Below are 14,512 nucleotides of genomic sequence, written 5' to 3'. Positions count from 1 at the left end.
GTGATCTCTTTACGAATTCGTGGCCAGTCGCTCGGACAGCTCGCCCGCGCTGATGGGGGCGCCATCGGCCAGCAGGCTGGAAATGGCCAGCGCGCGGCCGTCGCCGCAAACGCCAAAGATGCCATTATCCACCACCGCCAAGCCCGGTGGCAAACTTGGTAGATTCTGACGGGAAAGTCTTGCTCTTTCGATAATGTAGCGATGCCCGCCCACGTCGGTGAACGCGCCGGGGTAGGGCGGGGCGACGGCGCGGTGCAGGTTGTACACCTCCTGCGCCGGTTTGCTCCAGTCGATCCGGCCGTCCTCGGGCTTGCGGCCGCCGAAGTAGCTGCCCTTGGCCAGCTCGTTCGGCAGGCGCGGGGCGGTACCGGCCAGCAGGCCAGGCAGCACCTTCCACAGCGTGATCTCGGCGGCCACTTCCACCTTGCCGAACACGTCGTGGGCGGTGTCGTCGGGCAGGATCGGCACGGCGGTTTGCGCGACGATGGCGCCGGCGTCCGGCTTGACCGTCATTTCGTGCAGGGTGGCGCCGGTTTCATGGGCCCCGTGCAGCACCGCCCAGTTGACCGGGGCGCGGCCGCGGAACTGCGGCAGCAGCGAGCCGTGCATGTTGTAAGCCGGGGCCACGTCCAGCAGCTCGGCCGGCAGCATGTGGCGGTAGTAGAAGCTGAACATCAGGTCCGGTTTGGCGGCCTTGACCTGTTCCAGCAGGTCGTCGCCCTTCGCGTGTTCGGGCGTGATGTAGGGGATGCCTTCCAGCTGGCAGACCGAGATCACGGACTCGAACCAGATGTTTTCGCTGGCGCTGTCCTGGTGCGTGACCACGAGGGCGACATCGACGCCGCCGGCCAGCAGCACTTTCAGGCAGCGCACACCGACGTTGTGGTAGGCGAAGACGACTGCGCGTTTGGATGTATTGGTCATGTTTGAACCGTCGTCCCCGCGCAGGCGGGGACCCATGCTGCGCGTGCGTTCACGCGGTCTATGGGTCCCCGCCTGCGCGGGGACGACGTGCTAATGGTGGTGTTTATCGGCCGACCTGGCGCTTTTCGAGCACCACGCCTTCGGCTTCGTCCAGTTCGTGCCCTTCGCGGCGCGGCTGGCCCTGCAGAATGGTCTGCACCACGTAGCGCGGCCGTGCGCGCACCTGCTGGAAGATGCGGCCCACGTATTCGCCCACCAGGCCGATGCCGAACAAAATCACGCCCATGAAGAAGAACGCGATCGCAAACAGCGTGAACACACCCTCGGCCTCGGCGCCCAGCAGGAAGCGGCGCACCAGCAGGATCAGCACCAGCAGGCCCGAGCAGAACGACAGCGTCATGCCCAGCAGCGAAAACACCTGCAGCGGCACCAGCGAAAAGCCGGTCACCAGGTCGAAGTTCAGGCGAATCAGGCTGTAGAGCGAGTATTTCGACTCGCCGGCGGCGCGTTCTTCGTGCTCGACCACGATCTCGGTGGGCTTGCGCGCGAACTTGTACGCCAGCGCCGGGACGAAGGTGTTCACCTCGCCGCATTGGTTGACCAGGTCGATCACGTTGCGGCCGTACGCGCGCAGCATGTTGCCCTGGTCGGTGATGTGGATGTTGGTGATGCGCTCGCGCAGGTGGTTCATCGCCTTGGACGCGATGGTGCGCCACGCGGTGTCCTGGCGCTTGCGGCGGATCGAGCCGACGTAGTCGTACCCCTCGCGCATCTTCTCGACCAGCTTGGGAATCTCTTCCGGCGGGTTCTGCAGGTCGGCGTCGAGCGTGACGATGATTTCGCCGCGGGTTTGCTCGAAGCCGGCCAGGATCGCCATGTGCTGGCCGTAGTTGCCGTTAAAAAGCACCACGCGCGTCACGTCCGGGCGCTGGCGGTACTGCTCGGCGAGGATGGCGACCGAGTTGTCGCGGCTGCCGTCGTTGACGAAAATGATCTCGTAGGTGATGCCGGCCTTGTCCAGTGCCGGGTACAGGCGCTCGAACAGCTTGGCCAGCCCGGCCTCTTCGTTGTACACCGGGATGACGACCGACAGTTCCGGTTTGATGGCAAGAACGTTCATTTGGCCAGGATCCCGTTGACGGCGGCGACGACGCGCTCCACGTCCGCCAGGGTCATCGTGTTAAACATCGGCAGGGTCACGGTCAGGCGGCCGATTTTCTCGGCGACCGGGAACATCCCTTCCTTGAAGCCGCGCGCGCGGTACATGGTGAACAGGTGGACCGCCGCGTAGTGGTAGCCGGTCCCGATGTTGTACTCCTTTTGCATGCGCGTCATGAACTCGGCGCGCGTGCCGGGGCCATGGTCGGGCAGGATGATCTGGAACAGGTGCCAGTTCGAAGTGCCGAAGGCCTGGATCGGGAGCTGGGCGCCGGTCCTGGCCTCGAAGTCGGGGCCGAAGCACTGGAAGTAGTGGCGCGCGATCTTTTCGCGATGGGCATTGAACTCTTCCAGCCGCGCCAGCTGGCGCAGGCCGATCGCCGCGTTCACGTCGCTCATGTTGTACTTGCCGCCCAACACGTCAACGTCGATGCCGTCCACGCCGCTGCGGGTAACGCCCTGCAGGCGGTATTTTTCGGCCAGGCGCGCTTCCTCGGGGGTGTTCATCACCAAGCAGCCGCCTTCGACCGTCGTGATGTTCTTGTTGACCTGGAAGCTGAACGAGACCATGTCACCGATCGCGCCGATGCGCTTGCCTTTCCAGGTCGAGCCGATCGCCTGCGCGGCGTCTTCCACCACGCGCAGCTTGTGCTTGGCGGCGATGGCGTACAGCCGGTCCATGTCCACCGGCAGGCCGGACAGGAACACCGGGATGATGGCGCGGGTGCGCGGCGTGATCGCCGCTTCCAGCTTGTCCAGGTCGATGTTGCGGGTGCGCTCGTCGATGTCGGCGAACACCGGGGTGGCGCCGACCTCCAGGATCACGGCCGAGGTTGCGGGCCAGGTGATGGGCGTGGTGATCACTTCGTCGCCCGGGCCCACGCCGGCGATGCGCAGCGCGATCTCCATGGTGCAGGTGCCGGAGTTGAAGGTGCGCACCGGACGGCCGCCAAAGTATTCGGACAGCTGTGCTTCGAACGCCTGGTTCTTCGGCCCGGTGGTGATCCAGCCGGAACGCAGCACGTCGCCGACCGCCGCGATGGTGTCTTCGTCAATCGTCGGGCGGGAAAAGGGCAGGAAAGGCAGCTCAGCAGTCATATTTCTCTTTCTGTGCTAGTGGCCCGCTGAACCGCCGGTCCCGTCATTCCCGCGCCGGCGGGAATCCATGGGCCGCGTGCATGCACGCTCGGCATGGATCCCCGCCTGCGCGGGGATGACGGTGCAGGGTGTTCAGGGATGGCCAAATGTTTCACTTTGTGGCAGTCGTGTTGCCACATTTGCTTGCAAATAGGAATTTTTTGATTCCGCAGCGCCAACCGCGCATTTTATCAGGCTTGTCAATCAGGTACGCGCCAGCAGGGCAACCCCGACCATGATGACACCGATCGCCGCCAGCCGCTGCAGCGAGACCGCCTCGCCCAGGAACAGCCAGGCGCCGGCGGCGCTGACCACGTAGCCGAGCGAGAGCATGGGGTAAGCGATGGTCACGTCGGTGCGCGACAGGCCGATGATCCACACGACCAGCGACACCACGTAGCAGGCCAGCCCGCCCAGGATCGGCAGCTGGGTCGCCACCTTGATCCCGGTCTGGAACCAGTTGTCCATGGTGAGGTGGATCGCGCCGCCCAGGGCGTTGGTGCCGGCCTTGAGCAGCAGCTGGGCGGCCGCATTGAGCAGCACGCCGGTGATGATGAATGAGAAAGTGGACAGGTTCATATCGTTTTAATAGTTTGCGATGACGGTGCGGCGCGCGTCGGCCGCGACCACGCGCAGCGGCACGCCCTGGCGTTTCAGGTCGGCCAGGATGTCTTCGCGGATGATGGCCAGGTCGTGGCGGCCGCTGGCGGCGTCGGCACGCCACTGGGCGACAAAGGCCGGCACGGTCGGGATCGAGAGCTGCGGCTGCTGCTGCAGGCCGAAGGTGAATTCGTCCCAGTAGTCCACCAGCGTGACGGTGCGGCGCAGGTAGAAGGTCAGCGACTGTTCGTAGATGCCGACTGAATAGACCCTGGTTTCAGGCTTGAGTTCGGCCTGGATCGCCGGCAGCAGGTTGGTGCCGGCGCGTATCTTGCCGATCGGCTCGAAGCCGGCCAGCAGCAGCTCGGTGCTGGCAAAGCCGGCCAGGGCCAGCACCACCACCATCAGGTCGCGCTGCATCTGGCGCGCGTACAGCATGGCGACCACGCCACCGGCCGCGGCCACGAAGCCGGCCGCCAGCACCCACGGCTGGTAGGCCGCGTACAGCGCGCCTTCGCCGGCGTGCTTGGCCAGGCCAGGCATGAAGGGCACGAACCCGAGCAGGGCGGCGCCGAGCAGGGCGGTCAGGCCGCAGGTGAGCATGCGGCTCCGGCGCGTGCCCACGTCGAGGTAATTGGCGACCAGGAGCGCGGCGGCAGGGAACACCGGCAGGATGTAGCCGGGCAGCTTGGAGCTGGACTTGGTGAAGAACAGGATGATGAAGGCCAGCCAGACCAGCAGCATCAGGCGCGGGCGGAACGGGCCGCGGGCGCCGGTCTCTTCGCGCTTTGCGCCCAGCACCAGGCTTTGCACCAGCACACCGACCCACGGCACGGAACCTGCGGCCAGCAGCACGAAGAACACCCACCAAGCGGCTTCGCGGTGGTGTTCCTTGAGCAGGAAACGGTCGAAATGCTCGTGGATGAAGAAGAAATGCGGCTGCTCCGGGTTCTTCAGGCCCACCAGCACGAACCACGGGGTGGCGATGGCGAAGAACAGCAGCAGGCCTTTGCCCATGTGCAGGCGCGTCCAGATCTTCCAGTCGCGCGCCGCCAGCGTGTAGATCACCAGGATCGCGCCCGGCAGCACCAGCCCGATCAGGCCCTTGGCCAGCACCGCCAGCGCCATCCCGGCCCAGCAGGCCAGCATCCAGTCGCGGTTTTCGCGCGCCGTGGCGTCGTTGCGCTGGGCCAGCAGCAGGGCGCACAGGGAGATGGTCATCATGCCGGACAGGCCCATGTCCAGCGAGTTGATCTGGGCGCAGGCGACCCAGTAGAAGCAGGAACCGAGCACCAGCGCGGCGTAGAAGCCCACGCGCTCGCTGAACACCTTGCGGCCGGCGTGCCAGACCAGCACCACGCCAAGGATGCCGTTCAGCCCCAGCCACAGGCGCGCCTGCCATTCACCCAGGCCGAAAATGGCGAAGGTGAGGGCGTTGGCCCAGGTTTGCAGCGGCGGCTTTTCGAAGTATTTAATGCCGTTCAGGCGGGTGGTGACCCAGTCGCCGGTGGCGAGCATTTCGCGCGCCATTTCGGCGTAGCGGCCCTCGTCGGGCGGCACCAGGGTGCGCACGCCGAGCAGGTACAGGGTGGCGAGAACGAAGCTGGCGAAGAGGATCCAGAGGAGGGTTTTGTTGCGGTGCAGGTCGTTCATGCGGCCGCCGCGCCTTCGATGATCAGCGCCAGCGTGACCTTGCGGCCTTCACCCATCAGGATGTTGTAGGTACGGCAGGCGGCATGGCTGTCCATGCTCTCCACGCCCACGCGGCGGCTCGACAGTGCGGTCACCAGTTTCGGATGCACGAAGCGCTGGCGCTCGCCGGTGCCCAAAATGACCACGTCCGGCTGGTCCTGGGCGATGGCGGTGAAATGTTCGGCGGTGAGTTCCTCGAAACGGGTGACCGGCCAGGCGCGCGGCTCGACCTCGGGCATCACGAGCACGCTGAACTCGTAGCGCTTCGCGTTGATCTCGACGCCCTGGGCGTCGTAGCCGGTCACGGTCTGGTACTGCTGGTTGTCCTGGGAGTGCAGCTTCATGGGATTTGCCTCTGTGCGAAGGGCGATAGGATGCCACAAACGGGCGCAAAGCGCGACAGGACGGCCGCCGAACATCGTTCAGGCTTTTGCCCCAACGGCGGCAAAAGATGGCGGGGCGGTTGATTTAACTGGTCTGTTTGGGGCAGAATGGACTTATCGCATTGCAGCAAAACCCTTCACCCGAACCAGGAATTACCGTGCGCCCCATCCTCAAATCCAACAAACTCGACGATGTCTGCTATGAGATCCGTGGCCCGGCCATGGACCTGGCGCGCAAGATGGAGGATGACGGGCACAAGATCATCAAGCTCAATATCGGCAACCTGGCCACCTTCGGCTTCGACCCGCCGGACGAGATCGTGCGCGACATGATCCGGAACATGCCCAACGCGGCGGGCTACACCGATTCCAAGGGCCTGTTCGCGCCGCGCAAGTCGATCGTCCACTACACCCAGCAAAAAGGCATCACGGGCGTGACCGTGGATGACGTCTATCTCGGCAACGGCGCCTCGGAACTGATCGTGATGGCGATGCAGGGCCTGCTGAACAACGGCGACGAGGTGCTGGTGCCGGCCCCGGACTACCCGCTGTGGACCGCGGCGGTGAGCCTGGCCGGCGGCGCGCCGGTGCACTACGTGTGCGACGAGCAGGCCGACTGGATGCCCGACATCGAGGACATGAAGCGCAAGATCACCCCCAACACGCGGGCGATCGTCGTCATCAACCCGAACAACCCGACCGGCGCGCTGTACCCGCGCGAGCTCCTGCTCGAGATTCTCGAACTGGCGCGCCAGCACCAGCTCATCGTCTACGCCGACGAGATCTACGACAAGGTGCTGTACGACGGTGCCCAGCACGTGTCGCTGGCCTCGCTGGCCGACGACGTGTTGTGCATCACGCTCAACGGCCTGTCAAAAAATTACCGCTCCTGCGGCTACCGGGCCGGCTGGATGGTAGTATCGGGGGAGAAGAAGCACGCGAAAGACTATATCGAAGGCCTGAACATGCTGGCCTCGATGCGCTTGTGCGCCAACGTGCCCGGCCAGTTTGCGATCCAGACTGCGCTGGGCGGCTACCAAAGCATTGCCGACCTGGTCGCGCCGAACGGGCGCCTGACCCGTCAACGCGATCTCGCGCACAAGATGCTGACCGAGATCCCGGGCGTTAGCTGCGTCAAGCCGAAGGCCGCGCTGTACATGTTCCCGCGGCTGGACCCCAAGGTGTACCCGATCGCCGACGACCAGCAATTCATCTGCGAATTGCTGGCCGAGGAAAAGGTGCTGCTGGTGCAGGGCACCGGTTTCAACTGGATCGCGCCGGACCACTTCCGGCTGGTGTTCCTGCCGAATACGGACGACCTGGGTGAGGCCTGCGGCCGCCTCGCGCGCTTCCTCGACGGCTACCGGCGCCGCCACGCAATCCGCGCCTGAGAACAGAAGCAGAAGAAGAGAGAGTAAGTTGAAACCGATTAAAGTAGGCCTGCTAGGCATCGGCACCGTGGGCGCCGGCACATACAACGTCTTGCAGCGCAACCAGGAAGACATTCGCCGCCGCGCCGGCCGCGGCATCGAGATCGCCATGGTCGCGGCGCGCAACCTGGAACGCGCGCGCGGCATCGTCGGCGCCGATTGCGTCGTGGTGGACGATCCGTTCGCCGTGGTGGACAGTCCCGACATCGACATCGTGGTCGAGCTGATCGGCGGCTACGAGCTGCCGCGCGAGCTGGTGCTGCGCGCCATCGCCAACGGCAAGCATGTGGTCACCGCCAACAAGGCGCTGCTGGCGCAGCACGGCAACGAGATCTTCGCCGCGGCCCAGGAAAAGGGCGTGATGGTGGCGTTCGAGGCGGCCGTGGCCGGCGGTGTGCCGATCATCAAGGCGCTGCGCGAGGGCCTGACCGCCAACCGCATCGAATCGGTGGCCGGCATCATCAACGGCACCACCAACTTCATTCTCTCGGAAATGCGCGAGAAGGGCCTGGACTTCGCGACGGTGCTCAAGCAGGCGCAGGAACTGGGCTATGCGGAAGCCGACCCGACCTTCGACATCGAGGGCGTGGACGCGGCGCACAAGCTGGCGATCATGTCGTCGATCGCGTTCGGCATCCCGGTGCAGTTCGAGAAGGCCCACATCGAGGGCATCAGCACGCTGCAGGCGGTGGACATCCGCTACGCCGAGCAGCTGGGCTACCGCATCAAGCTCTTGGGCATCACGCGCCGCGCGCAGGCCGATGGTGTGGACGGCATTGAGCTGCGCGTGCACCCGACGCTGATCCCGGCCAACCGCCTGATCGCGAACGTGGAAGGCGCCATGAACGCGGTGCTGGTGCACGCCGACGCCGTCGGTTCGACGCTTTACTACGGCAAGGGCGCGGGCTCGGAGCCGACCGCCTCGGCCGTGATTGCGGACCTGGTGGACGTGACCCGCCTGGCCACCGTGGACCCGTACTGCCGCGTGCCGCACCTGGCGTTCCAGCCGAACGAGATGACGGACGTGCCGGTCCTGCCGATGTCCGAGATCCGCTCGAGCTACTACCTGCGCGTGTACGTGAAGGACCAGCTGGGCGTGATGGCTGACCTGACGCGCATCCTGGCCGATGCCGGCATCTCGATCGACGCCGTGCTGCAGAAGGAGCCGGGCGAGCTGCAGACGCGCACCGATATCATCATCATCACCCACCAGACCCGCGAGAAGTTCGTGGACGCGGCGATCGCGAAGATCGAGGCGCTGGAAGCGGTGGAGCGCAAGGTGACGCGCATTCGCCTGGAAAGCCTGAGCTGATCTTCCTGCTCACGTAACCCCGTCGTCCCGGCGCAAGCCGGGGCCCATGCTGAGTCTCCCGCACCGAGGCCCTGTTCGGTTCAGCATGGGTACCGGCCTGCGCCGGTACGACGTAGGTTGACCGCTCATCTCGGCGGCTTAGGCCGGACCAGGTCCAGCAAAAACTCGGTTGCGAATTCATCCACCACCTGCGTGGGCGCGAGCTCGTCCTCGTCGAGCGGGGCGGTGGTGAGCGCGACCAGCTCGCACTCGAGCTGGTCGAACAGCGCGTCGGGCGCGGCGCCGTTCAGGAGGAAGGGAAGGTTCGGCGAAGTCATCCGCGCATTTTACGCACGCTGCACCGCACAACAAGCGCCGTGACGGGTGTCGCTTGCGACGCCTCAATGGCGGTTTGCCATCATGACAGAACGCTGGTCGCGACCGGCGGAAACCGCACCGTGACCTTCAGTCCGGCGCCACTTGCGGCATCGGATAACGATACCTCGGCCCCGTGCAGCGACGCGATGTCGCGCACGATCGACAGCCCGAGACCCGTGCCGGACGGGTTCGCCTCCATGGTGGCGGCGGCGCGGTAGAAGGGCATGAACACCTTGTCGCGTTCCGCCGGCGCAATTCCCGGCCCGGAATCCTGCACTTCCAGTACCACGCCGCGCGCAGCTTGCCGCACAGCCAGTTGCACGCTGCCGCCAGGCGGCGTGTAGCGGAGCGCGTTGTCCACCAGGTTGCTCACCAGTTCGTGCAGCATCATGGCCTGGCCGCGCACGGCCAGCGTTTCGGGCGCGTCCAGCGCCAGGTCGATGTTCTTCTGCACCGCCGGCAGCGCCAGGTCCAGGCCCACCTGGCGCACCACCGCCGGCAGGTTCACCTCGCCCATGTCGCCCTGGCCGCCGTGCTCCACGCGCGCCAGCGTGAGCAGGCGGTTGGCCAGGTGGACCGCCGAATCGGTGGTGCCGGCGATCGAGCGCACGATGGCGCGCATGGCATCCGGATCGTTCTCGCGCAGGGCCAGCTCGGCCTGGGTCTTGAGCACGGTGAGCGGGGTGCGCAGCTGGTGCGAGGCGTCGGCGATGAAGCGGCGCTGGCTGGCGATCAGGTGCTGCATGCGCGCCATGGTGCCGTTGAGCGTGGCCACCAGCGGCCGCACCTCCTTGTGCACCAGCGCCTGGTCCACGTTGGACAGGTCCGACAACGGGCGCGTCTCGAATTCGTCCTTCAGCAGCATCAGCGGGCGCAGCACCAGCCGCACCGCCACCCACACCAGCGTGGCCACGGCCAGCACAAGGATCGCCTGGCGCAGCAGGGTGCCCATCAAAATGCGGCGCGACAGCGCGTAGCGTGCGTCCAGCGTTTCGCCGACCTGGATCAGCGCAATGCCGCGCATCGAATCGTCGAACACCGGCTGCAGCAGCGCGGCGATGCGCACCGGCTCGCCGTTGTAGGTGGCGTGGTAAAAGCGCACCAGCGCCGGGTACAGCTCCGAGCGCGGCACGTCGGCCGGCACGCGCGGCAGGTCGTCGTAGCCGGAGACGGTTTCGCCTTTCAGGCCGCCGACCCGGTAGTAGATGCGCCCGAGGGTATCGGTCTCGAAGCTGTCCAGCGCCACGTAGGGCACGTCCGCCACCACCTGGCCGTCGCGCATCGCGACCCGCTCGGCCAGCGCCCGGGTGGACGCCAGCAGCGAGCGGTCGTAGGCCATGTCGGCCGCGTCCATCGCGTCGCGGTATAGCGAAAAGGTGTTGAGCGCGACCAGCAGCACCAGCGGCACCAGCAGCCAGCGCAGCAGCTGGTTGCGCAGGCTGCCCAGCGGCGCGGCGCGGATGCGGCGGCCCAGGCCAAGCGCGATGCGTTTCATTGCCCCTCGCGCGCCTGCAGCAGGTAGCCGATGCCGCGCAGCGTGGCGATCGCCGCGCCGCCCTCGGGCCGGCGGTCGAGCTTCTTGCGCACGCGGTGGATGTACAGCTCGATCGCGTCCAGGTTGGCGTCGTCGTCGAGCGCGAACACTTCGTCGAACAGCTTTTCCTTCGACAGCGCGCGGCCCGGGCGCGAGATCAGCGCCTCGAGCACGGCGTGTTCGCGGGGCGTGAGCGACAGCGGCTCGCCGCAGTATTCGAACATGCGCGAGACGGTGTCGAACGCCAGCTGCCCGCAGCGCTGCACGGGCGCGGCCACGCCGCCCTGGCTGCGCCGCAGCAGGGCCTTGACGCGCGCTTCCAGCTCGGCCAGCTCGAACGGCTTGGCCAGGTAATCGTCGGCGCCCAGGTTCAGCCCCTGCACCCGTTCCTCCAGCCCGCCGCGCGCGGTCAGGATCAGCACCGGCGTGCTGCCGCGCGCACCGCCGCGCGCGCGCAGGCGGCGCAGCACGTCCAGGCCGTCCATGCGCGGCAGCGTCAGGTCCAGGATGACCAGCGCGTAGTCCTGCGTGTGCAGCAGGGCGTCGGCATCGGCGCCGGTGTGCGCGCATTCGACGGTGAGGTTGGCGTCGCGCAGGGCCTTGGACAGCCAGTGCGACAGTTCGAGGTGGTCTTCGACGAGGAGGATACGCATGGCGGCCAGTGTAAGGGGAAAGCGGGCGGCGCGAACAGGGGGCGTTGCACTTTGGCCGCTGAAAGCTGATTGAAAGGAAGCGGCCCATATAGTTCACATCGCTGTAACAAAACCATAACCACAATCAGGAGACATCGATGAAGCGCAAGCTGCTTTCGCTCGCCGTTTTTGCGGCCCTTTCCCTCGCCGGCCACGCGAAGGCCCAGACCAGCGTCCAGACCTATGGCCTGATCGACGCCGGCGTCGAATACCTCACCAATGCGGACGCAAAGGGCGGCAGTATGACGCGCGTGATCTCGGGTGGTAAAAACACCTCGCGCTGGGGCTTTCGCGGCGCCGAGGACCTGGGCGGCGGCCTGAAAGCCGTGTTCGGCCTGGAAGGCGGCATCCTGCTCGACACCGGCGCGCAGGACGGCGCCCTGTTCAAGCGCCAGGCCTACGTGGGCCTGGACGGCAAGGCCGGCCGCCTGGTGCTGGGCCGCTCGTTCACCACCGTGTATGACTTTGTCATCAAATTCGACCCGATGGGCTTTGCGCCGAACTACTCGTGGGCCACTTCCGCTTCGGCCACCGGCCCGTCGAAGTACGGCATGACGACCGCGTTCGACAACCTCATCAAGTACTCGGGCAGCACCGGCGCGCTGTCGTATGGCGCGACCGTGGGCCTGGGCGAGCAGCCGGGCGCACCGAACGACGGCCGCAAATACGCGGCTGCCGTGTCGTGGGCCGACAAGGGCTTCGCGGTGATGGGATCCTACGAGCGCATCAACGGCAATACGGTCGCCACCACCGGCAACCGCGACCAGACCTCGGCCTTCCACATCGCCGCCGACTACAAGACCAGCTCGTGGCGCTACACCGCCGCCATGCGCGGCTACAAGCTCGAATCGGGCAAGGCCGCCACGCCGGACGTGCGTGCCGACACCTACTGGGGCGGCGTGAGCTACTACACCGGCCCGTGGACCCTCACCGGCGCGGCCTACCACGTCAACGTGAAGAATGTCGCGGCAGGCAAGGATGCCGATCCGACCATGTACGTGGCGCGCGCGCTGTACGCGCTGTCCAAGCGCACCGACCTGTACCTGGCAGGCGCGCACGTGAGCGGCAAGAACGGCCAGCTGGTCGGCCTGTCGCGCGACGATGCAGGCTTCGGCACGTCGCAAACTGGCATCACGATGGGCATCCAGCACCGTTATTGACTCGCCCGCCAGGTCGATCACCTCTATCATGGCTCGCATGAAGCTGCGTAACCTGATTCCCCTGGCCCTGCTGGCCGCATGCGCGATCGCGCATGCCGGCGAGCCGGAATGCGTGATCCCGTCCAAGCCGGGCGGTGCGATGGACCTGACCTGCAAGCTTGCACAAAAAGCACTGCTGGCCAAGCCCGGCGCACCGAAGCTCAAGCTGACCTACCTGCCGGGCGGGATCGGCGCGGTGGCGTGGCACACGCTGGTGTCGCAGCGGCGCCCGGAGCCGGACACCCTGGTCGCGTTCTCGGGCGGCTCCTTGCTCAATCTTGCGCAGGGCAAGTTTGGCAAGGCTGGCCCCTCGGACGTGCGCTGGGTGGCGGCGATGGGCGCCGACTACGGCATGATCGCCGTGCGCGCGGATTCTCCGTACCGGACGCTGGGCGACCTGCTGGAGGCGCTGCGCGCGGCGCCGCAGAAGGTGCTGATCGGCGTGTCCGGCACCATCGGCAGCCAGGACTGGCTGAAGATGGCGATGGTCGCGCGCCACGCCGGCATCGATCCGAAGCAGCTGCGCTTCGTTGCGCTGGAAGGCGGCGGCGAAGCGTTCACGGCGATGAACGCCAGTTTCGTGCAGGTGGTCTCGGGTGACGCGTCGGAGGCCAAGCTGTACGCGGGCCCGGGCAAGGTGCGGGTGCTGGCGGTGCTTTCCGAACACCGGCTGCCGGGCGCGCTGGCGGAGGTGCCGACGGCACGCGAGCAGGGCATCGACGTGGTGTGGCCGATCATCCGCGGCGTGTGGATGGCGCCCGGCGTGCCGGAAGCGGACTACCGGCGCTGGGTCGAGGCCTTCGACCGGATGGAGGCGTCGCCCGAATTTGCGCAGCTGCGCACCGAGGCCGGGCTGTATCCGTTCTCGCTGACCGGCGACGCGCTGACCCAGTACATCAAGAAAGCAGTCAACGACTATACCCGGCAAGCGATGCAGTTTAACCTGGTGCGCTAGCCGGACAATCAAACCCAAGGAGACAAGATGAAATCCATTTCGAAGATCGCGCTCGCCCTCGCACTGTCCGGCGTGGCGCTTGCTGCCGGCGCGCAGGTCCCGGCCGGCTACCCGGCCACCTACCAGAAGATCATCGACGGCGCCAAAAAAGAGGGCAAGCTGGTGATCTACGGCGCGACCGACAGCAAGGCCGCGCAACCGCTGATCAAGGACTTCAACGCGCTGTACCCGGGCATCGTGGTCGAGTACAACGACATGAACTCGACCGAGGTGTACAACCGCTTCATCTCCGAATCGGCCGCCGGCGGCGCCACCGCCGACGTGCTGTGGTCCTCGGCGATGGACCTGCAGCTCAAGCTGGCCGCGGAAGGCTATGCGATGGCCTACAAATCGGTCGAAGCGCCGAAGATCCCGGGCTGGGCGGTGTGGAAGGACATGGCCTACGGCACCACCTTCGAGCCGGCCGCGATCGTGTACAACAAGCGCCTGGTTACCGGCGCCGAGGTGCCGCAGACCCACGCCGACTTCGCCAAACTGATCGCGACCGATAAATTCCGCGACAAGGTCACCACCTACGACATCGAGAAGTCGGGCGTGGGCTTCATGTTCATGACCCAGGATTCGCACGACTTCGCGCAGTTCCCGGTACTGGAGAACGCGTTCGGCACGGCCAAGGTGCGCGTGCAGTCGTCCACCGGCACCATGCTGGAGCGGATCTCGTCGGGCGAGAACCTGATCGGCTACAACGTGCTTGGCTCGTACGCGCTGGTGCGCGCCAAGACCGATCCGTCGCTGGGCGTGGTGCTGCCCAAGGATTACACGCTGATCCTGTCGCGCGTCCAGTTCATCAACAAGAACGCGAAGAACGCCAACGCCGCCAAGCTGTGGATGGACTACATGCTGTCGGCGCGCGGCCAGACCGTGATCGCCAACGACTCCAAGCTGTACGCGATCCGCGCGGACGTGAAGGGCGAGACCACCTCGGCCGAGCTGATTCGCGAGATCGGCGAGAAGAACGTCAAGCCGCTGCCGGTCAACGACAGCCTGCTGCAGTACCTTGCGCCCGCCAAGCGCATGGCCTTCCTGAAGCAGTGGAAGGAAACCGCCGGTAAGAAGTAAGACCACCCCCGTCGCCCCCG

The 14,512-nt window shown here is 66.2% G+C and carries 14 protein-coding genes; 5 read left to right on the top strand and 9 right to left on the bottom strand.

Annotated features, from left to right (window positions below):
• Nucleotides 1-9: 9 nt before the first annotated feature.
• The 6 genes from NX774_RS04650 to NX774_RS04625 form a co-directional block, all read right to left on the bottom strand.
• Nucleotides 10-924 (bottom strand): formyltransferase, encoded by a 915-nt coding sequence (locus NX774_RS04650; RefSeq protein ID WP_258820983.1) that lies wholly within the window; start codon nt 922-924, stop codon nt 10-12.
• Between the two features lie 103 nt (nt 925-1,027).
• Entirely contained in the window at nt 1,028-2,044 is a 1,017-nt protein-coding gene (locus NX774_RS04645) for a glycosyltransferase (protein WP_258820982.1), read from the bottom strand.
• Nucleotides 2,041-3,180 carry a DegT/DnrJ/EryC1/StrS family aminotransferase gene (locus NX774_RS04640; RefSeq protein ID WP_258820981.1) on the bottom strand — a complete coding sequence of 380 codons (1,140 nt, stop codon included), beginning with the start codon at nt 3,178-3,180 and terminating at the stop codon, nt 2,041-2,043. Before NX774_RS04640 ends, NX774_RS04645 begins: the two co-directional genes overlap by 4 nt.
• 243 nt (nt 3,181-3,423) lie before the next feature.
• On the bottom strand, nt 3,424-3,798 hold the full coding sequence (locus NX774_RS04635) for a DMT family transporter (protein ID WP_258820980.1): 375 nt from the start codon (nt 3,796-3,798) through the stop codon (nt 3,424-3,426).
• A 6-nt stretch (nt 3,799-3,804) separates the two neighbouring features.
• The gene (locus NX774_RS04630) at nt 3,805-5,472 is read right to left on the bottom strand and encodes a glycosyltransferase family 39 protein (RefSeq protein WP_258820979.1); all 1,668 of its coding nucleotides are present in this window, start codon (nt 5,470-5,472) and stop codon (nt 3,805-3,807) included.
• On the bottom strand, nt 5,469-5,855 hold the full coding sequence (locus tag NX774_RS04625; protein ID WP_258820978.1) for an Mth938-like domain-containing protein: 387 nt from the start codon (nt 5,853-5,855) through the stop codon (nt 5,469-5,471). The genes NX774_RS04630 and NX774_RS04625 overlap by 4 nt, the downstream gene beginning before the upstream one ends.
• A 197-nt stretch (nt 5,856-6,052) precedes the next feature.
• On the opposite strand from NX774_RS04625, the gene NX774_RS04620 reads away from it, so the two are divergent.
• Both NX774_RS04620 and NX774_RS04615 read left to right on the top strand, forming a co-directional pair.
• On the top strand, nt 6,053-7,285 hold the full coding sequence (locus NX774_RS04620) for a pyridoxal phosphate-dependent aminotransferase (protein WP_258820977.1): 1,233 nt from the start codon (nt 6,053-6,055) through the stop codon (nt 7,283-7,285).
• A 28-nt stretch (nt 7,286-7,313) separates the two neighbouring features.
• On the top strand, nt 7,314-8,636 hold the full coding sequence (locus NX774_RS04615; RefSeq protein ID WP_258820976.1) for a homoserine dehydrogenase: 1,323 nt from the start codon (nt 7,314-7,316) through the stop codon (nt 8,634-8,636).
• A 125-nt stretch (nt 8,637-8,761) separates the two neighbouring features.
• Here NX774_RS04615 and NX774_RS04610 read toward each other — a convergent pair whose 3' ends face one another.
• The 3 genes from NX774_RS04610 to NX774_RS04600 form a co-directional block, all read right to left on the bottom strand.
• On the bottom strand, nt 8,762-8,953 hold the full coding sequence (locus NX774_RS04610; RefSeq protein WP_258820975.1) for a hypothetical protein: 192 nt from the start codon (nt 8,951-8,953) through the stop codon (nt 8,762-8,764).
• 80 nt (nt 8,954-9,033) lie between these two features.
• Nucleotides 9,034-10,488, bottom strand: coding sequence for a sensor histidine kinase (locus NX774_RS04605; RefSeq protein ID WP_258820974.1), 1,455 nt, complete (start codon nt 10,486-10,488; stop codon nt 9,034-9,036).
• Entirely contained in the window at nt 10,485-11,180 is a 696-nt protein-coding gene (locus NX774_RS04600; protein ID WP_258820973.1) for a response regulator, read from the bottom strand. The genes NX774_RS04605 and NX774_RS04600 overlap by 4 nt, the downstream gene beginning before the upstream one ends.
• A gap of 137 nt (nt 11,181-11,317) precedes the next feature.
• On the opposite strand from NX774_RS04600, the gene NX774_RS04595 reads away from it, so the two are divergent.
• The 3 genes from NX774_RS04595 to NX774_RS04585 are packed head-to-tail and all read left to right on the top strand — an operon-like array spanning nt 11,318 to nt 14,492.
• Nucleotides 11,318-12,379 carry a porin gene (locus NX774_RS04595; protein WP_258820972.1) on the top strand — a complete coding sequence of 354 codons (1,062 nt, stop codon included), beginning with the start codon at nt 11,318-11,320 and terminating at the stop codon, nt 12,377-12,379.
• A 28-nt stretch (nt 12,380-12,407) separates the two neighbouring features.
• The gene (locus tag NX774_RS04590) at nt 12,408-13,373 is read left to right on the top strand and encodes a tripartite tricarboxylate transporter substrate binding protein (protein ID WP_258820971.1); all 966 of its coding nucleotides are present in this window, start codon (nt 12,408-12,410) and stop codon (nt 13,371-13,373) included.
• Nucleotides 13,374-13,400: 27 nt separating this feature from the next.
• Nucleotides 13,401-14,492 carry an ABC transporter substrate-binding protein gene (locus tag NX774_RS04585; RefSeq protein WP_258820970.1) on the top strand — a complete coding sequence of 364 codons (1,092 nt, stop codon included), beginning with the start codon at nt 13,401-13,403 and terminating at the stop codon, nt 14,490-14,492.
• Nucleotides 14,493-14,512: the final 20 nt, after the last annotated feature.

The sequence above is a fragment of the Massilia agilis genome (genome assembly GCF_024756255.1).
In the GTDB taxonomy this organism is placed as follows: domain Bacteria; phylum Pseudomonadota; class Gammaproteobacteria; order Burkholderiales; family Burkholderiaceae_D; genus Telluria; species Telluria agilis.
Note: the sequence above shows the minus strand (reverse complement) of the source record. Positions and strands in the feature narration are given on the sequence as shown.

Excerpts from the sequence above, each read along its gene's own strand:
- NX774_RS04650 (WP_258820983.1), bottom strand. The coding sequence starts at position 924 with ATGACCAATACATCCAAACGCGCAGTCGTCTTCGCCTACCACAACGTC.
- NX774_RS04645 (WP_258820982.1), bottom strand. The coding sequence starts at position 2,044 with ATGAACGTTCTTGCCATCAAACCGGAACTGTCGGTCGTCATCCCGGTG.
- NX774_RS04640 (WP_258820981.1), bottom strand. The coding sequence starts at position 3,180 with ATGACTGCTGAGCTGCCTTTCCTGCCCTTTTCCCGCCCGACGATTGAC.
- NX774_RS04635 (WP_258820980.1), bottom strand. The coding sequence starts at position 3,798 with ATGAACCTGTCCACTTTCTCATTCATCATCACCGGCGTGCTGCTCAAT.
- NX774_RS04630 (WP_258820979.1), bottom strand. The coding sequence starts at position 5,472 with ATGAACGACCTGCACCGCAACAAAACCCTCCTCTGGATCCTCTTCGCC.
- NX774_RS04625 (WP_258820978.1), bottom strand. The coding sequence starts at position 5,855 with ATGAAGCTGCACTCCCAGGACAACCAGCAGTACCAGACCGTGACCGGC.
- NX774_RS04610 (WP_258820975.1), bottom strand. The coding sequence starts at position 8,953 with ATGACTTCGCCGAACCTTCCCTTCCTCCTGAACGGCGCCGCGCCCGAC.
- NX774_RS04605 (WP_258820974.1), bottom strand. The coding sequence starts at position 10,488 with ATGAAACGCATCGCGCTTGGCCTGGGCCGCCGCATCCGCGCCGCGCCG.
- NX774_RS04600 (WP_258820973.1), bottom strand. The coding sequence starts at position 11,180 with ATGCGTATCCTCCTCGTCGAAGACCACCTCGAACTGTCGCACTGGCTG.
- NX774_RS04595 (WP_258820972.1), top strand. The coding sequence starts at position 11,318 with ATGAAGCGCAAGCTGCTTTCGCTCGCCGTTTTTGCGGCCCTTTCCCTC.
- NX774_RS04590 (WP_258820971.1), top strand. The coding sequence starts at position 12,408 with ATGGCTCGCATGAAGCTGCGTAACCTGATTCCCCTGGCCCTGCTGGCC.
- NX774_RS04585 (WP_258820970.1), top strand. The coding sequence starts at position 13,401 with ATGAAATCCATTTCGAAGATCGCGCTCGCCCTCGCACTGTCCGGCGTG.